The organism is Tardiphaga sp. (assembly GCF_044336785.1).
GTDB lineage: Bacteria > Pseudomonadota > Alphaproteobacteria > Rhizobiales > Xanthobacteraceae > Tardiphaga.
Genome location: NZ_JBIIOT010000001.1, coordinates 77,437 through 96,006 on the forward strand (window position 1 = coordinate 77,437; position 18,570 = coordinate 96,006).

General features: G+C 59.5%; 14 protein-coding genes and 2 pseudogenes. 10 read left to right on the forward strand and 6 right to left on the reverse strand.

Annotated elements, in window-relative coordinates; genetic code table 11:
* Positions 1-3: 3 nt before the first annotated feature.
* Positions 4-1,221, reverse strand: coding sequence for an NAD(P)/FAD-dependent oxidoreductase (locus ACIQ2A_RS00440; protein ID WP_398474575.1), 1,218 nt, complete (start codon positions 1,219-1,221; stop codon positions 4-6).
* A 230-nt stretch (positions 1,222-1,451) separates the two neighbouring features.
* Between ACIQ2A_RS00440 and ACIQ2A_RS00445 the strand changes: the two genes are divergently transcribed.
* The 7 genes from ACIQ2A_RS00445 to ACIQ2A_RS00475 all read left to right on the forward strand — a co-directional run bounded on the left by ACIQ2A_RS00445 (position 1,452) and on the right by ACIQ2A_RS00475 (position 11,206).
* The gene (locus ACIQ2A_RS00445) at positions 1,452-2,438 is read left to right on the forward strand and encodes an amidohydrolase family protein (RefSeq protein ID WP_398474577.1); all 987 of its coding nucleotides are present in this window, start codon (positions 1,452-1,454) and stop codon (positions 2,436-2,438) included.
* 50 nt (positions 2,439-2,488) lie between these two features.
* Positions 2,489-2,968: a hypothetical protein gene (locus tag ACIQ2A_RS00450; protein ID WP_398474579.1), complete on the forward strand. Its 480-nt coding sequence runs from the start codon at positions 2,489-2,491 to the stop codon at positions 2,966-2,968.
* A gap of 35 nt (positions 2,969-3,003) precedes the next feature.
* Positions 3,004-6,471 (forward strand): indolepyruvate ferredoxin oxidoreductase family protein, encoded by a 3,468-nt coding sequence (locus tag ACIQ2A_RS00455; protein ID WP_398474581.1) that lies wholly within the window; start codon positions 3,004-3,006, stop codon positions 6,469-6,471.
* 99 nt (positions 6,472-6,570) lie between these two features.
* Positions 6,571-8,232 (forward strand): AMP-binding protein, encoded by a 1,662-nt coding sequence (locus ACIQ2A_RS00460; protein WP_398474583.1) that lies wholly within the window; start codon positions 6,571-6,573, stop codon positions 8,230-8,232.
* Positions 8,233-8,276: 44 nt separating this feature from the next.
* Positions 8,277-9,503, forward strand: a complete 1,227-nt coding sequence (locus tag ACIQ2A_RS00465; protein WP_398474585.1) for an ABC transporter substrate-binding protein — start codon at positions 8,277-8,279, stop codon at positions 9,501-9,503.
* A 73-nt stretch (positions 9,504-9,576) separates the two neighbouring features.
* Positions 9,577-10,737 carry an acyl-CoA dehydrogenase family protein gene (locus tag ACIQ2A_RS00470; RefSeq protein ID WP_398474587.1) on the forward strand — a complete coding sequence of 387 codons (1,161 nt, stop codon included), beginning with the start codon at positions 9,577-9,579 and terminating at the stop codon, positions 10,735-10,737.
* Between the two features lie 208 nt (positions 10,738-10,945).
* Complete coding sequence (locus ACIQ2A_RS00475) at positions 10,946-11,206, forward strand: hypothetical protein (RefSeq protein ID WP_398474590.1); 261 nt, start codon at positions 10,946-10,948, stop codon at positions 11,204-11,206.
* A 278-nt stretch (positions 11,207-11,484) separates the two neighbouring features.
* Here ACIQ2A_RS00475 and ACIQ2A_RS00480 read toward each other — a convergent pair.
* From ACIQ2A_RS00480 to ACIQ2A_RS00500, 5 genes and pseudogenes are all read right to left on the reverse strand, one after another.
* Positions 11,485-12,473, reverse strand: a pseudogene (locus ACIQ2A_RS00480) (formylglycine-generating enzyme family protein).
* A 148-nt stretch (positions 12,474-12,621) separates the two neighbouring features.
* Positions 12,622-13,323, reverse strand: coding sequence for a response regulator (locus ACIQ2A_RS00485; protein ID WP_398474592.1), 702 nt, complete (start codon positions 13,321-13,323; stop codon positions 12,622-12,624).
* Between the two features lie 66 nt (positions 13,324-13,389).
* The gene (locus ACIQ2A_RS00490; RefSeq protein ID WP_398474594.1) at positions 13,390-14,298 is read right to left on the reverse strand and encodes a sensor histidine kinase; all 909 of its coding nucleotides are present in this window, start codon (positions 14,296-14,298) and stop codon (positions 13,390-13,392) included.
* A 73-nt stretch (positions 14,299-14,371) separates the two neighbouring features.
* A complete protein-coding gene (locus tag ACIQ2A_RS00495; protein ID WP_398474597.1) occupies positions 14,372-15,427 on the reverse strand; it encodes a DUF1214 domain-containing protein in 1,056 nt (351 codons plus the stop codon).
* 80 nt (positions 15,428-15,507) lie between these two features.
* Positions 15,508-15,864: pseudogene (locus tag ACIQ2A_RS00500) on the reverse strand (hypothetical protein); the annotation flags it as partial.
* 500 nt (positions 15,865-16,364) lie between these two features.
* On the opposite strand from ACIQ2A_RS00500, the gene ACIQ2A_RS00505 reads away from it, so the two are divergent.
* From ACIQ2A_RS00505 to ACIQ2A_RS00515, 3 genes are all read left to right on the forward strand, one after another.
* Positions 16,365-17,372, forward strand: coding sequence for a transporter (locus ACIQ2A_RS00505; protein ID WP_398474599.1), 1,008 nt, complete (start codon positions 16,365-16,367; stop codon positions 17,370-17,372).
* Between the two features lie 131 nt (positions 17,373-17,503).
* Entirely contained in the window at positions 17,504-17,938 is a 435-nt protein-coding gene (locus ACIQ2A_RS00510) for a DUF3551 domain-containing protein (RefSeq protein ID WP_398474601.1), read from the forward strand.
* 343 nt (positions 17,939-18,281) lie between these two features.
* Entirely contained in the window at positions 18,282-18,545 is a 264-nt protein-coding gene (locus ACIQ2A_RS00515; RefSeq protein ID WP_398474603.1) for a hypothetical protein, read from the forward strand.
* The last annotated feature ends 25 nt before the right edge of the window (positions 18,546-18,570 follow it).

Consider the following 18,570-nt stretch of genomic DNA (forward strand, 5'->3'; position numbering starts at 1 on the left):
TTTTTAGTTTTTAAGCGCTTTTCGCAAATCGAAGGCAGGCGACTCGAAGTCGGCCCGGGCCGCAGACGTCGCCTTTCCTGCAAGCCGCCGCAGCATCGCCATGTCTTTGGCAGAATTGATCGCGACCGCGCCTGCCACCATGCCGTCGCGCAATGCGATCACCGAAAACCTGCCGCTGGCCATGTCACCGCGCACGATCACGTCATCGGCCACGGGATCACCGACCACCTGAATGTTCAGGTCATACTGATCGGACCAAAACCAGGCGGGGTCGGCATATGGCCGTTGGATGCCAATCATGTTAGCAGCCACGCAGGCCGCTTGGTTCTGTGCATTGGCCCAGGTCTCGACCCGAAGACTTCGGCCATGACACGCGCTCCATTGCAGCGCGACATCGCCCGCGCTGAAAATATTATCGATCGCTGTCTTGCCGAATGGATCGACTTCGATGCCAGCCCTGGCGTCGAGACCGACACTCTGCGCGACAGATGCGATCGGATCGACACCGATTCCGACCAGCAAGACGTCGGCTGCGACCTCTCGCCCGTTGCTGAAGCGGACACCTTGCGTTGTCCCCTCGACAACAGTCGTATCGAAGACAAAGTCGACGCCATGGGCACGGTGTCGGGCCTCTACAAAATCGCTGATCACCTTCGGGAATGCGCGCCCCAGCAGCCGCGGTCCGGCTTCAACCACAACGACACTGCAATTCAGCGTCGCGGCAGCAGCCGCAGCCTCCAGACCGATGACGCCACCACCCAGCACCACGACGCGCGCGCCCGCCTCCAACGATTTCCGCAACTGCAGCGCATCCTCGATGCTACGGAGATATTGGATTCGCGCCGACGTCCGTTCAATTCCGTCGATCCGGCGCGGTTGCGTGCCGGTGGCGATTAGCAAGCGGTCATACGAGACCTTATCGCCGCGCGACGTCGAGACTGTCTGCCGCTCGGAGTTGCAGGCGACAACGGCTGTCCCGGTGACGATATCGATATCGAGCGCTCCGCTCCACTGATCGATCGGCTTGAGATAAACAACCTGATATCCAGACTTGGTCAGCATCTGCTTTGAAAGCTGCGGTCGCTCGTAAGGGGGATGCGCCTCTTCACCGATCATCGTGATCGCGCCTTGATAGCCGTTGGCACGCAACGCTTCGGCTGCACGGCCACCTGCCTGGCCCGCGCCTGCAATCACAATGCGACCGATCTCTGCTGCCGGCACATATCCTCCCTTGCGACACTCGTCGCGGCATTCTTGCTTTTTGCTTTTCGTTTTTTTGTTTTGTTAGTTGTCGCTGCCTGCGACGATCGGCACCTGAACGTCGCAATGAGTTTTTGCAAATCTTCGATTGCATCAATCTTAGAAACAGTCCAACCTGCTTGTAAAGCGATAAAGTGCCGCTGCCGTAACTCTTGCAGTGCAGCACTAAACAAGAGATCGGGGAGCAGCGCGTGACCACGAGGGTGGACGTTCATACGCACTTTGTGCCGAAGGCGATCCCGCAGGCGGAAGGCCGCAATCCTCTGTGGCCGTCGATCCTTCATAAAAGCGATAGCAGTGCGGTGATCGTTGATGGGAAGGTCTTCCGGATCATCGATGATCGTAGTTGGAGTGGCGAACGCCGCTTGCATGACATGGCGGACGACGGCATCGACATCCAGGTGGTGTCACCGATGCCGGAACTGCTGTCGCATTGGTTCCCTGCGGGCGACGCCGATATTCTCGCGATGCATATCAATCGCGAAATTGCTGCATTGTGCGCTGCACGACCGGATCAGTTCGCCGGGATCGGCATGGTGCCCATGCAGGACGTCGCACGCGCAGCGCGGCGTCTTGATGACGTGAAGGCGCTCGGGCTTTGTGGCGTCGAGATCGGCACGCATATCAACGGCACGGCGCTTGGTGCGGCAGCGCTGGACGAGTTCTACGCGGCTGCTGAGGCAGCCGATCTGTGCGTGATGATCCATCCGTTGCATCCGGCCGGGATGGATCGGATGGCAGGCCGCCCTGAACTTGCAGCGGTCGCCGCCTTCCCGCTCGAGACCGCACTCGCTGCGACATCACTGCTCACGCACGGAGTAACCGAGCGCTTCCCCAAACTGCGCATCTTGCTCAGCCATGGCGGCGGTGCACTTCCGTGGTTATTGCCGCGCATGCAGCATGCGGTATCGCTCGGACCTCCTTTGCAGAGCCTGTTTGCGCGCGATCCGCATGCCATGGCGCGCAGCTTCTTCTACGACACCGTACTCTACGATCCGCGCGCGTTGCGCTTCCTCGCAGACCAGGTCGGCATCGACCGAATCGTGGTCGGCTCGGATTATCCCTTTACGATCAAGCAGGATCGCCCCTCCGCATTCGCGGAAGCTGCGCTGGCGTCGAGCCCTGCCGCATTCATCGCCGCCACGGAACAGTTGTTGCAGCGACAGCTTCAAAGCTGAACCACCAAGCCACCAACGCCAACAGTTGGGGTGACTGACGGGAGAGACACTTGGGCGTTTGTTATTCATACCGGCAATCCTGCTCGCTTGGACCGCTACCGCCTCGCACGCCAGGGCGCCCTGATCCGCAGGTCCCGCGCGATGCAAAGTTCGGTTCCTGCCGGCACGGCAAGATCGGTGCATTCTACTTCTATGCAGCGGGCTCTCGCGACGATCCGGCATTTGGGTTCTTCGACATCGAACTATCGGTGCAACTGATCAATGCAGATACTCTCAGGGTCGAGCTTTACTGCGTCGCCGACGGATATCAGACCGCTCGAGGCATCGGTAGCGACCATCCGATCCGCATCGCTGTGCTGGCTGGCAACGAAGTGGTGACCACGGTGGAATGGCGCTTCTCGGATGTCATTTGCGGGCACGCCGATCCAATGAACTTCTCGACGGATATTTCAGTGCCCGGCGTCGCTTTCGCTGGGATCGACGGCATCGCCCTCGACAAGGTCGAGGGACGGTCAGCTCCCTGCCGATGACGTGCCCCTTTTTGTGAAGCGATTGGACAGCCTCGATGAGCCTGATGCAGGTCGATCTCGACGATAAATACCAGCTCGAAGCGAAGCGGATCTACCTGTCCGGAACGCAGGCGCTTGTCCGTCTGCCGATGCTCCAACGCGAGCGCGACCGGATTGCAGGCCTGAACACGGGCGGCTTCATTTCGGGCTATCGCGGGTCGCCGCTCGGCATGTACGACAATGCGCTGTGGCGCGCGAAGGCCTTCCTCAAACAGCACGATATCGAATTCGCGCCGGGGCTGAACGAGGATCTCGCCGCCACCGCGGTGTGGGGCACGCAGCAGGTCGGCCTGTTTCCCGGCGCCAAGGTCGATGGCGTATTCGGCATCTGGTACGGCAAGGGGCCTGGCGTCGACCGCTCGGTGGACGCGCTCAAACACGCCAATTCGGCGGGCACATCGCGCCACGGCGGCGTGCTCGCGCTGGCTGGCGATGATCATGGTTGCCAATCCTCGACGCTGGCGCATCAGAGCGAACAGGTCTTTGCCGCCGCCCTGATGCCGATCATCAATCCTGCGACCATTCAGGACTATCTCGACCTCGGCCTCTACGGCTTTGCATTGTCGCGCTATTCAGGCTGCTGGGTCGGCTTCAAGGCGATCTCGGAGACCGTGGAGAGTTCTGCATCGATCATCAATGATCCCACCCGACTTGAGATCGTGACGCCATCGGATTTCGAGATGCCGCCGGGCGGGCTCGGTATTCGGTGGCCCGACGCGCCGCTGGAGCAGGAGCGGCGCCTGCACGGGCCGAAGATGGCCGCTGTGGCCGCCTTCGCCCGCGCCAATGGGCTCGACCGCGTGGTGATCGACGGCAAGCCCGCCCGGCTTGGCATCGCTGCTGCCGGCAAGGCTTATCTCGATCTGCGCCAGGCGATGGCGGATCTTGGTATCACCGAGTCCATTGCCCGCGACATCGGGCTCCGCGTCTACAAGATCGCGATGACCTGGCCGCTCGAGGAAAGCGGCGCCCGGCGGTTTGCCGATGGGCTGCAGGATATTCTGGTGGTCGAGGAGAAACGCAGCTTTATCGAAGACCAGCTCGTCCGCATCCTCTACAACCTGTATGCTGCACGGCGGCCCAGCATCGTCGGTAAGTGCGATGAATCCGGGGCCGTGCTGCTGCCCAGCGAGGGCGAATTGTCTCCCACGCTGGTCGCTGGAGCTCTGGTTGCACGGTTGCGGCGGCTCGGCCATCACAGCCCGGAACTCGAACAAAGGCTGGCCCGGCTCGAAGCCTTCGATCGGCCTGTCGCTGCTGCGGCGCCGACCCAGCGCACCCCGTATTTCTGCTCCGGCTGTCCGCATAATTCGTCCACCAAGGTGCCCGAAGGCAGCCGCGCGATGGCCGGCATCGGCTGCCACGGCATGGCGCTCTATGTGCCGAGCCGGCGGACAGCCACTGTGGCCCATATGGGCGCTGAAGGCGTGACCTGGATAGGCCAGGCGCCCTTCACCAGCGAGCCGCACATCTTCCAGAACATGGGCGACGGCACCTATACGCATTCCGGATTGCTGGCGCTGCGCGCCGCCGCAGCTGCCGGCGTCAGTATCACCTACAAGATCCTCTATAACGACGCCGTGGCCATGACCGGCGGCCAGCCGGCCGAAGGCAGCCTGACCGTTTCGCAGATCGCCCATCAGGTCGCAGCCGAAGGCGCCAGGCGCGTCGCCATTGTTTCCGACGAGCCCGATAAGTATCCGGCCGGTTATTTTCCAGCTGGCGCGACGGTGCATCATCGCCGCGACCTCGATGCCGTGCAGCGTGACTTGCGCGACATCAAGGGCCTGACGGTGCTGATCTATGACCAGACCTGCGCGGCCGAGAAACGCCGCCGCCGCAAGCGCGGCCTTTATCCCGACCCGCAAAAGCGCGTTTTCATCAACGATCTCGTCTGCGAGGGCTGCGGTGATTGCTCGGTCGCATCGAATTGCGTGTCGGTGCAACCGCTGGAAACCGAATTCGGCCGCAAGCGCAAGATCGATCAGTCGAATTGCAACAAGGACTATTCCTGCGTCGAAGGCTTCTGCCCGAGCTTCGTGACCGTTCATGGCGGCGCGCCGAGGCGCGCGAAGAAGGCCGCTGACGCCGCCGGCGATCTGTTTGCTGACCTGCCGCTGCCTGCCCTGGCGCCGCTCGATTCGCCCTACAGCATCCTGGTCACCGGGATCGGCGGCACCGGGGTGATCACCATCGGCGCCCTGCTCGGCATGGCCGCGCATCTGGCAGGCAAAGGCTGCTCGGCGCTGGACTTCACCGGTCTCGCGCAAAAGAACGGCGCGGTGATGAGCCATGTGCGCATCGCCAACACGCCGGACGAACTCACGACAGTGCGAATTGCACCGGGCGGCGCCGACCTCATTCTCGGCTGCGACGTGGTGGTCTCGACCAGTCATCCGGCTCTCAGCCGGATCGATCGCGGCGCTACCCGCGCCATCGTGAATGCGGACCTGCAGCCCACCGCGAGCTTCGTCATCAATCCCGATCTCGATTTCGAGATGGGCACCATGAAGCGCATCCTTGGCGACGCCGTGGGCGATCGCAATCTCGACGTCATCGATGCCACCGCCATGGCGAGCGCATTGATGGGCGACAGCATCGCCACCAACGCCTTTATGCTGGGCTTCGCCTTCCAGCGTGGTGCCGTTCCGCTGCCGCTCGACGCGATCATGTCGGCGATCGAGATCAACGGTGCGGCCATTGCAATGAATAAGCAGGCCTTCACCTGGGGCCGGCTCGCGGCGCATGATCCATCGCGTATTCGCAGCGTGCTTCAGTTTCGCAGCCGCGCCGCCGAACCGAGCCGGACATTGGACGAGACGATCGCCCGGCGTGTCACGTTCCTGACCTCGTACCAAAACGCCGCCTATGCGAAGCGCTATCGCAGCCTCGTCGATGCCACTCGCCGCGCCGAGACGGCTGTTGCTCCGTCCTCGACCGCATTGACCGAAGCGGTGGCGAAGAACTTCTTCAAGCTGATGGCCTACAAGGACGAGTATGAGGTCGCACGCCTCTACACCGATGGTGAATTCGCGGCCAAGCTCGGCGAGCAGTTCGAGGGCGATTACCGGATCAGCTTCAACCTCGCGCCGCCCCTGCTGTCCCGCCGCGACAAGGCGACCGGGCATCTGCGCAAATCGGAATATGGCGCATGGATGATGCCGGTATTCCGTCTGCTCGCCGCCCTGAAGGGCCTGCGCAATACACCATTCGATCCGTTCGGCCGCACCTCCGAGCGGCGGCAGGAACGGCAACTGATCGACGATTACGAAACGCTGCTGCGATCTCGCCTGGGCACGATGCAAGGCGCGCAACTGCCGTTACTGGTGAAACTCGCAACAATCCCGGAGACGATCCGGGGCTACGGCCATGTCAAGCACGCCAATATCGTGAAAGCCGCCGAGGAGCGCCAGCGCCTTATCCTGCAACTGGATAATGAAAGATATGCAAACGCGGCCGAATAGAGCCGCGATTCAATAATCACGACTGCAAGCTTTCTATCAACACAGACCCAGTCAATGGGCGCGCGATCAAGAACGTCATAATCGCGGGAGGATGCCACCATGCGTGGCCTGATGATGGATACGCCGTTGCTGCTGACGGATATGCTTCGCCATGCGGCGATTGCGCATGGTGCGACGGAAGTCGTGTCCCGCATGATCGACGGCGGGATACATCGCTATTCCTATCGACAGGCACTCGATCGGTGTCGCCGGCTGTCTGCGGCGCTGGCCGCCTTCGATCTCGCGCCCGGCGACCGCATTGGATCGCTGGCCTGGAACACGCATCACCACTTCGAGCTGTTCTACGGCATTCCAGGTCAGGGCTATGTGCTGCATACGCTCAATCCGCGTCTGCACGAAGACACGCTGGTCCAGATCATCACCCATGCCGAGGACACGTGGATCTTCATCGATGCGGCGACGCTGCCACTGGCGGAATTGCTGGCGCCACGCCTCCCCCAGATCCGTGGCTGGATCTATATGGACGCGACCGAAACCATCCCGCAGACATCACTCGGCAACGTCATCAGCTACGAAGCACTGATCTCCTCCCAACCGCCCGGCCACCAGTGGCCGATCCTGGACGAGAACGCCGCCAGCATCATGTGCTACACGTCCGGCACCACGGGCGCGCCCAAGGGGATCGTCTATTCGCATCGCTCCATCGTGCTCGCCTCGCTGTTCATGAGCATGGCCGACATGGTCGGCGGCTATCGGGGCGGACACCGTGAAACGGTGATGCCCGTTGCGCCGCTCTTCCATGCCAATGGCTGGATGATGCCGTTCACCGCGCCCATGAACGGGCAGAAACTGGTGCTGCCTGGCCGCAATTTTGAGGCCGACAGGCTTTGCGACCTGATCCAGTCCGAAGAGGTCACGGTGGTCGCGGCGGTGCCGACAGTCTGGCTCGCCATCGCCGCGCATCTCGATACGGCAAACACAGCCCTGCCCTCGCTTCGCGCAGCCATGGTGGCGGGAACCAAGGCGCCCAGATCGCTGGTCGAGAATCTGGAGCGGCGCGGCATCTCGGTCGGTCAGGTCTGGGGCATGACCGAGGCCGCCGGCGGCGTGCGCGCCACGCCTGCGCCGGGCGTCGCCGATCTTGCTGCCGACGAGCAGTTCGCGCGCAAGATGCGCCAGGGCCGGATCGGCTTCGGGACCGAGCTCAGGATCATGAGCGACACCGCCGAACCGCTACCGCATGACGGTATCGCGCTCGGGCATCTCGAGGCGCGCGGCCCATGCGTTTCCTCGGGCTATTACAAGCTCGACCATCCCGTTTCGAATGGATGGCTGACGACGGGAGATGTCGCACGCATTCATGCGGATGGCAGCATCGAGATCGTCGACCGCTCCAAGGATGTCATCAAATCCGGCGGTGAATGGATCAGCAGCCAGGCCATCGAGGTGGCCGTCCTCGAACATCCCGCGATCTTCCAGGCTGCGGTGATCGCAATGCATCACGATCGCTGGCAAGAGCGGCCATTGCTGGTCGCGGTCGGCAAGCCGGGTGCCACCGTCACCTCCGACGATCTGCTCGATCACCTGCGGACACGAATTCCCAAATGGTGGATGCCCGATCAGGTCGTCTTCATCGATGCGCTGCCGGTGACAGCCAGCGGCAAAGTGCGCAAGGCCGAGCTCCGGGAGACGCTCATGCGCGATCAGCAATTTCACATTCCGCAACCACCGCCGACGGACCCATTGCCGTCGGCGCTCTAAGCAAGCAGGCAGATTCATACAAAAACATTTGAGGGGAAACGACGATGAGACAGACGACATTCTTGCACGGACTGACGATCGCACTATCGCTTGGCACCGCTGCGATGAGCCATGCAGCTGACAAGAATTACGGTCCGGGCGTCTCCGACACCGAGATCAAGCTGGGGCAGACCGTGGCCTATAGCGGCCCAGCCTCCGCCTTTTCAAGCTATGGCCGGGTGATGACCGGCTACTTCCAGATGCTGAATGAAAGCGGCGGCATCAACGGCCGCAAGATCGTCCTCAGTTCGCTCGACAATGCCTTCAGCCCGCCCAAGGCGCTGGAGCAGACCCGCAAGCTGGTGGAAGACATCGGAATCTTCGCCGATGTCGGCACCGTCGGCACCACTCCGAATGTGGCGATCCAGAAATATCTCAACCAGAACAAGGTTCCGCATGTCTTCATTTCAGCCGGCGGCAAGCGCTTCAACGATCCGAAGAACTTTCCCTGGAGCGTGCCGCTCTATCCGGCCTTCGGAATGGAAGGCAGAACATTCGGCAATTTCATCATGCGCACCAAGCCCGGCGCCAAGATTGCCGTGCTCTATCAGAACGACGATTTCGGCAAGGACTTCCTGACCGGCCTGAAAGCCGCGCTCGGCAATGATGCAACCAAGATCGTCGCTGAAGCCACCCACGAACTTACCGACCCAACCATCGATTCACAGATCATCAAGCTGAAAGATTCCGGCGCTGACGTCCTGATGGAGTTCACCACGCCGAAATTCGTCGCCCAGGCCGTGCGCAAGACGGCCGAACTCGGCTGGCGACCAATGCAGTTCCTGGTCAGCACGTCGAACTCCGTGGAGACCGTTCTGCGTCCGGCAGGGCTGGACAACGCCAAGGACGTCTATACCAGCCAGTTCACCAAGCAGGCCGCTGACCCCGCATGGGCGAATGATCCTGAAGTGATCGAATATGTCGCCTTCATCAAGAAATGGGCTCCGAACGACAATCCCAGCGATTTCGTCGCTTTGTCCGGTTACATCACCGCACAGGCTATCGCCTATGGCTTGCAGCGCTCCGGTAACGAACTGACGCGCGAAAATCTCGTGAAGCAAGCGAGCAGCTTTCATGGCCAGCGTTTCAAGATGATGTTGCCAGGCGTCGAACTCAATAATTCATCACAGGACTATGCCGCCTATCGCTCCCTCCGTGTCGCACGATTCGACGGCACGTCCTGGGTGCTCGCCGACAAACCTGAAACATCCGGCCAGGCCTCGAACAAATAGCCCGCCACCCCGGTGCAATGACGTGCAAGACGCACGTCATTGCACCCATTTTCGCCAACCGGAGTGCGACATCATGTTGTTGAGCGACGACCAGCAGAGTTTTCGCGATACGTTACGGCGTTTCATTGCCAGGGACGTCGCACCGATCGCGAATGCGATCGACCGCGACGACCGTTTTCCGAGCGAACTGGTGCCGAAATTCGGCGATCTCGGCCTGCTTCAGCTCAGGCTGCCCGAAGAATATGGCGGCCCCGGCGCTAACCTCACCACCGTCTGCCTCGCCGCCGAAGAATTGGCGAAAGTCTCGGAATCGGTGGCGCTGATCTCCGGACAGAACGGCATCGGCATGATCGTGCCGCTGATGCATTTCGGCAATGAGGAACAACGCCAGCGATTTTTTCCGGAAGTCGCCAAGGGCCGCATGCTCACCGCGGTGGCCATCACCGAGCCGCAATCGGGCTCCGATGTCGGCAGCATGCGCACGCGGGCCACACGCGACAGCGACGGCAACTATGTGCTGAATGGCGAGAAATGCTACATCACCTTCGCCCCCGTTGCCGACTACATCACGGTGTTCGCCAAGACCGGCGATGACGGCGACGGCACCCACAATATCAGCGCCTTCATCGTCGATACCAAGACCCCAGGATTCAGTGTCGGCAAAAGCGAACGCAAGCTTGGCCTCAACGGTATTCCAAACGCACCACTCCATTTCGACAATGTGCGCGTCCCCTCCGAAAACAGGATTGGCGCGGAAGGTGAAGGCTTCAAGATCTGCATGCGCATCCTCGACCTCAACCGGCCGACCATCGGCGCCGTTGCGGTCGGCCTCGCGCAAGGCGCGCTCGATCTCGCGATTACCTATGCCAAGGAGCGTAGGCAGTTCGGCAAATCGATCGCAGAATTCCAAGGCATGCAGTTCATGCTCGCGGACATGGCCATGCAAGTCGAGGCCGCGCGCTGTCTGGTTTATGAATGCGCGAGGATCGCCGATCTCGGCTTTCCGACAGAAGCCGATTTCCGTGACTTCTCAGCGAAAGCGTCGATGGCAAAATGTTTCGCCAGCGACATGGCCATGAAAGTGACGACCGACGCCGTGCAGATCTTTGGGGGTGCCGGGTATATGCGCGATCTTCCGGTCGAGCGTTTCATGCGAGACGCCAAGATTAATCAGATTTTTGAGGGGACAAATCAGATCCATCGGCTGATCATCGCACGGCAGTTGCTGTCATAACTGTCGTCGTAACGCAGTCTCTTGGGAATGTCTACTTTGTATCATGAGCCGTCATTGGTCGTGCGCTGTCGATGGCGTGTGGGCGTGGATTAGTCCGTAACTAGCAATTCAGGAGAACAACGAACAGATACAGGGTTTCTCCCGATGGATTACTCGAGGATGGTCAGCGACGATCCCAACGCTATTCACGAGAAATCTGGAGTAAAACATGCGCATCAGTGTTCCTGCCCGACACCAACTAGCTGCGGCCAGTATCACGGCCTTGATCACATTCGCGCTGGCGGCACCAGGCCATGCGCAACAGGGTGGGAAGAAGGCAAGCGCCCACAACACCTATTCCATCCGCGAAAAATGCATCGCCAAGGCACAGGCGGCCTATCCTGACAATGGCCTCGGCACGACGAGCGTCATGACGCAACGTACAGGAGTGTACATGGACTGTGCAAAGAGCAATGGTATCAGGCCATAGCAGCTCAAACCTGTATGAACTCGCGACTGCAAATGTCCGCCGCAGCACACTTCGATACGTTTTGCGTCTGAGCTGAGACGCGCTCCCCTCTCCGTTCGGGACGTACATCCACGACACAAATTCCCGAAGCGCGCCGCCGACGTCGGCACCCTTGACCTTCCGTTGGTGGATGGCTCCGGCCAGTCTAGACCGCAAATACCAAGCATCAGCTCGAGTCCGCGGTTGCATGCACCGCTCTCATTCAATCGATACTTCCGACGAACGATATCTCATCAAAACTACTGGCTGGCTGAGTGGCTCGGCGAGCGCTCGACGCACCTGAACCCGACGTGACAGGTAGACGTGTCGATCGGCTCCGCATGACGAGCAGCAGGACGATAGCGCCGACAGTAATTCGGAGCGCAAAGATGGGATCCTCCCTTGAGGACCTTCCGCGGGATGCGGATCGCAGGCTGCCGCATGTCGAAGCTTCCGGACTGCGTCCCTCCTCTCGGATTAGAAGGAACGCAGCATGCCTTGGCAACCTCATCGATGTGACGCGCGCTGTACCAATCCAAGGTCCACTCCCAGACATTGCCGTTCATGTCGTGGACGCCGTAGCCATTTGGCGGAAATGCGTTCACCGGGGAGGTTCGATCGAATCCGTCGGACGTCAAGTTTACGCTCGGAAAATCTCCTTGCCAGGTATTCGCCATGTGGCGACCGGCAGGCGTGAACTCGCTCGCCCACGCAAATTCGACTCCATCCAGACCGCCACGCGCCGCGAATTCCCATTCGGCCTCGGTTGGCAAATCGCGCCCCCGTCAAGCGGCATAGGCCTGCGCGTCGGCAAAGGCCATATGGACGACCGGACGATTTTCTAGACCATCAATGCTGCTTCCCTGCCCGTAGGGATGTTTCCAATCAGCGCCCCGCATAAAGGACCACCATTGGCTCCACTCACCAAGGTCGGATATCGATGTCGCCTTCCGGAAGACCAGCGAGCCCGCATAAAGCATTTCCGGCCATGCGCCAGGATAGTCGGAAGCGTCCGGGACGATCTCGGCAACGGTGACGTGCCCCGTTGCCGCTACGAATTTGGCAAATTCACAATTTGTCACAGGCGTCCGCTCGATTCAGAAATCGTCAACGCGTACGCGATGAACGGCGCCTCCTCGGGATAATGATGGTTAGATCCCATCCGGAATGCCCCGCCGGGTATCCAAACCAAATCGTGCCGAAAGGGAACGTTTGGCGCACTTTTCTCGTCGATGGCACCGATCGTCATATGGCGCTCCGCGGACAACGATGGCCCGGATCGCAGGCGGAAGACGCTTTTGTGGGCCTGCTGCTCCGGCGGACTGCAGAAGCCAATCGCAGCCGTCTATCAGGGAAAACCCTATCGATGGAACGGTCGTCACGTTCGAGTACCAGACCTAAGGTTCGATGAGCTTATTCCGAATGGCGTAGCGCACTAGACCCGCAGTCGAGGTCGCATCGATCTTCTTCATCGCAGCCGAGCGCTGAGATTCAACGGTTTTTATGCTGACATTCAACAGCGCACTAATCTGCTTGTTGCTGTTTCCTTCCGCAATCAATTGAACGACCATGCGTTCTCGCGGCGTCAACAGCGGTATCACCCTCTCCGTCTCCTTTGCCAGATAGGAGTGAAGCATGCGTTCTGAGAGTTTTCCTGTAAAGAACGGCTTGCGGTTCGCCAACGCTTCGATCGCGGATACCAAATACTGCTTCGCGTCGCTTTTGAGAAGAAAGGCTTTCGCACCCGCCGCCAACGCCTGGGTGATGATCTCATCAGTATCGTGCATCGTAAACATCAGCACTTCCGTCCGATCGAGGCGTTGTCGAACCTGACGGGTGACCTCGACGCCGTTCATGAGTGGAATAGAATAATCCGTAATCAAAATGTCAGGCTTCAGCGCCAGCGCCATGGTGAGCGCAGCCTTGCCATCCCCCGCTTCACCGACCACTTGCCATCCGGCACGAAGCTCCACGATCGAGCGGAGACCAGAACGGACAACGTCGTGGTCATCAGCGATCAGGATACGAACCGCTGTCGGGCCATTGACCACACTGACCTCCGTCTTAGGCCGCGAAAGATTGGAAAATAGCGTGTTCAAAACGTTCCCCCTATTCGTGGAAACCCTAGAACAAAGCCCCGGTACCCCGAAATCGCAATCGTGGTCCTACGCTGCTGGCATTATGGCGTTTGCTAGCGGAAGTGGGATGCGAACAAATACCATCGTGCCCCTGCTAGATGACCGGATACTGAATCCCCCTCCGAATTGGTGCGTGCGGGCGCGCATTCCGGAAATGCCCACACCGGTTTTCATCAACGTCCCATCACCGTCGCGCGCAATCCCCGCGCCGTCATCAGCAACGCCCAACAGGATGCGCTTTGCATCGACTTTGATGCCAATATGAACCGTGTTGGCATGAGCATGCCGATGAACATTCGCCATGGCTTCCTGCACGATCCGCAAGATCGTGCGCTTCAGACTGATAGATAGGCCATCGAGGGTTCCGGACATGCGCAATGTCGTCTCGATTCCGGTGCGTTCAGAATAGCCCGAAACGAAACGTGACAATGTCGGCCTTAGACCATCTTCGTCGAGAGCCCGAGGGTAAAGCAGATAGCTAACCGACCTGATTTCGCGCTGCGCCTCCGACACCGATTGCTCGACCGCCGATACGATGGAATCCAGCTCTCTCGAGCTCATTCTGTCGCGCAGCGACATCAAGTTAAGGCTCGCTGCCGTCAGATGCTGTACCGTGGAATCATGCAGTTCGGCAGCGTAGCGCTGACGCTCCTGTTCCTGCAGATTGACCAAGCGGACCGCAAGATTGTCCATTTCGTGGAGCGCAGTTTCAAGCTCAGTTACATCGTCCCGCGAGACGAGCGTACGTCGCCAGCTCCGCGAGTCCATCCGAGACGCGCGTAGGCGATAGTTGCGGTAGGAGCGATTAATTGCTGTTTTGAAGTTCAGGCCGAACTCCGGCGTATCCCCGGCAAGCACAGATTTGATACCGACTCGGAAGGCGCTTAGTTGGCTTCGGACAGGATAAAACGCTGCGGCGATCGACGGACTTTTCACGACGATGATCGACTGTCATGGCATCTCCTTACGGTAACGTAAAAGATCCGAGATAAGTGCTGACCGACGGAAATCAGCTGACTAACTCGAAGTCCGACAGCTTGAATGTCTTGTCGTTGAAGGCCTCTGTTGGACCGTAAAAACGCATCGCCGGCAGCGGCCGCTTTCCGGACGTCGGAATCCAGTTGGCCTCCCGGCCACGTGGCGCTTTCGGACCGACATAAAGGGTGACGCCGCCATCGGCGTTCTTCTTCATCTTATCGAGATCGTAGGAAGATAGCGTCGTGCGATTCAGGTCGCTGTAAATGAACGCATTGGTGGCGCGGTCGTACACGGTCAGCGCCCAGAACTGCTTCACCGGCATATGGGCCGGCACATCTATTTTGTAGAGCTTGCCTGCCTGCAGCAAATTCCCGTCCCTGTCTGCCAGCGCCATCATGTATTGCGTGGCGGGCACGTCGCTGAGAACCCGTGGCATATAGGTGCACCAGAAGTATTCGGCAGCCCGCGGGATAAGGTCAACGTAGTCGTCATAGATGAACGAGAACGTCCTGTTCGCGTCGGCTTGCAGCAAAGACACATAGTGCCGATCCGGCCAATAGCGCATCGAAGCAGGTATATTGTCGAACCAGTGCTGAAGATAGAACCAGGCATCGATCGCGGCCTGACGCATTGCCCGTTTGGCGGTCGCGTCCGGGTTGAACGGCTTGCCTTTCTCGATACCGAGGGACTTGATCATCCCCATTATGACTTTGTCGTGCTCCCTCACCGGCTCGACGCTCATGATCGCATGCATGTCCTCAAAATGGCGTTCATCATAGAATGGCAACGTTGGATAGCGCATGCTCGCCGGATCGACGAACTTCTGTTGGGGCGGATTTGCAGCGTCGGAAAGATAGTACATGCGCAGTTGCTTGGAATATTGGTAGGCGTCTGCGGTCGACTTGCCCGCTCCCGGAACGGACCGAAACGCAAATGCAATTCGATAATTTGGTGACGACACGTGAATATAGCCGTCAGGCACCGTCCCTCGAAAATCGGGTGGCGTGAACAGCATCTTGCCTCCCAGGCCCTTGTCCAACCCCGTTGGTCCGACATCAGCGACGGTGAATTGCCAGGCATCGACCACCTGCCCGTGAGGCTGCCGTCGGGTCCGGCGACCGGAAGCTCGAGCACGACTGGTCCCTTGCGCAGATCGGTAAAAGCGCTGATGTATGGAGTCGTGCTATTCGCCGTGATGGCCTCGAGCTTTGGCGTCGCCATCGTCGAATAGGCAATGATGTCATTGTCTTTCATGCCGAGATCGTTGAAAGCGGCACGTCGAAAAGAATAGATAGCAATCGCTGGCATATTCCAGAGCACAGCCTCGAAGGCGCGCTGATACTTGATCTGGTAATCGAAATTCTTGATCGAACAGATAGCACCAGCGGGCGGCTGCCCACCGAGCGGTTCAGTCATGTCTTGAGCATGGGCTTTATCAGTCGCGTCAAGATTGAATTGCTGGGCCGCGGCGCCAGCGACAAGCAAACCTGCTGATGTCGTTACGAATTGTCGGCGATCCATCATTCACTCCGAGAGTTGAGATCTGCGTTGTTTCCGGTCTGTTGAATTCGTAGGTCTTCAACGCTTGCTCGACGAATGCTTCCGTTTCACTGCAACCGCGGAAACCGACAACGGATACTGCGCAGAAGTCTGCCCCGCTCCATTTCCTGTCCTTCGCCATCGTGACGTTACGGTACGCAAGGCAAGTTCGTTTATCTCTAGGTGAAAACCCGCGACGCAGATCGAAGAAACCCTAGATCGCTCTCGATCCATGACGCCTCAATGCGCAACCTCACAGCATGCGAAAAAGAACCCGCGGCATGGAACGAGATCTGACATGCATCTGAAACTGGGCATCGCAGATGCGGCTTTGCCTAGCTGAAAAGACCATGTCACTCGGATGCAACAGCGCATGACGTTCTGAGCCTTACGGCTAGGATTCAGGGTTTTCCCTGATAGCAAAATCCCCGGGAAGCCAGATGCTTTTCGATTGCAAAAATCGATGTGTCCTGGGGAGAATCCAAGTGACCAGCAGTTTCAAGACATTGACGCCACATGCGGCCGTGATCGCGGCGCTTCTCGGTATCACCGCTCTCCCCGCTGTCGCGGATGAGGGTGGCGTTCCGTTCTGGCTGAGCGGACAACTCGGGAGCATGGCCGCTGTGCCGTCAACGCCAGGCTGGCAGGCTGCCGTGATCTACTATCATTCCTCCCTGTCAGCCGGCAGTGGCACATCCATTCCGAGAGGCGGCCGCGTCGAACTTGGTTTGAACGCCAAGCCCGATCTTGTTTTCTTGAACTCCACCTATGTTTTCGCTCAGCCACTTTTCGGCGGACAGGCATCATTGGGACTTACTGGCGCTTTCGGCAATATGGGCGCCTCCATCAGTGGCACGGCCACAGGGCCACTCGGCAATAATGTCACCGGAAGCCGTAGCGAATCCACATTCGGCGTCGCCGACCTCTATCCGATGTTCCAGATCAAATGGAATCACGGCGTGAACAATTTCATGACATATGTGACCGGCGACATTCCCGTTGGCACCTATGATGTCAACAGCATAGCCAATATCGGCATCGGTCATGGTGCAATCGACGCGGGCGGCGGCTACACGTATTTGGATCCCAAGTCCGGCTACGAATTCTCCATTGCCACCGGCTTTACATACAACTTTCGCAATACGGACAGCGACTATCGCAACGGCGTTAACTGGCACGTCGATTGGGGCGCGTCGAAATTCCTGACCAAGCAACTCCTCGTCGGCGCTGTCGGCTACTACTATCAGCAGATAACAGCCGACACTGGATCAGCGGCAATTCTCGGCGACTTCAAGTCCCGCATCGCGGGGGCTGGCCCGCAGATCGGCTACATCATTCCGATGGGAGAGACGCAGGGATACCTGAACTTGAAGGGGTATTACGAGTTTGAGCACCAGAACCGACCGCAGGGTTGGAATGTGTGGCTCACATTCGCGATGTCTCCCGCGGCCCCACGTCCCGAGAGTTCTCCGCCTCCGCGTATTCGGAAGTAGGTCACGTTGGCTCCGGGATTACCCTTGGATCGTCGCGGAATCGCATCCCTTGGAAGTCGGGATAAGCCTGATAGCTGTCGCGCAATCTCCTTGGCACCCTGAACCGGTCAAACCGGGCAAAGGAGAATATCATGCGTAAAGCATTCCTCGACGTCACCGCGCGGTCGCATCTGGCTGCCGGCGCAATCTTTGCTGCTTCGATTCTTGCAGGCGCGATCGGTGGCTCGAATGCGTCTCTGGCCGGAGCGAATCTGCCTTACTGCACAGCAGGCGACAATGATCTCGAATGCGACTATGTCACCTTCCGGCAGTGCATGGCCACAGCGCAGAACACCGGCCAGAGCTGCATGACGAATCCGGGAAACCTCCTTTATGTGAGTTCGGGTCTGTCTTCCGGCGCGGTGCGCGATAGTCAGGCGTCAGCGAGCACCGAAGCGATCCGTCAGGACTGCATCGCCCGCGCCCAGGCGCGGTATCCGGACAGCGGGCTCGGCACAGTGACGGTCATGACTCAGCGGACCGAAGTTTACAGGGATTGCGCCCGCGCGAACGGCATCAATCCGTAGCCGGCCATGGGAGCTGCGAGCGGTGTAGTTGGAACCTCCCCCGACCTCGCCCCTCCCGTGAAGATCCGGCCAGCGATGGTTGAGCCATTCTTGCTGGCCGGATCTGCCACGGAATTTTTCCGTGTCTTCAACGGCTTGTCATATCTGGCATCGATCGAAGAGCGAGAAACAAGCAGCCGGACAAAAAAACGACAGACGTGCCGGCAGACGGCGACGGGGAGCAACTGATGCCCGTTTCGCCTGGGCCGGCAGCAATCCTTGTTGTCGGACCTGGAGAGGGTCAAGGTATGACAGCGAATTCCCGACGATAGACGAAATGCCCGCCACCGCCTAAATCGCTGTTATGAAGAATCAGGCACCATGGGCCGGCAAGGTATTCGACGAGCCGCGTATAGGCTTCGTCGCCGAATATGGCTCGCAATTGCATCCGCTGGCAAAGCCGCCGGAGCCGCCGCCGCCTCCAGCCGCCTCGCCCCTCGACAAGATCGTCGATGAAGACCGCCTCGGTTTTGCCGAGGCGCAGCGTGCTGACGAAATACGGATACGCGAAGCCCTCGCATCGAAGGTGCGCTACGGGCGCGGCAAACGGCCATCGGCCGCAGGATAGGCCGAGCGGCGCCCGGCCCATCCTG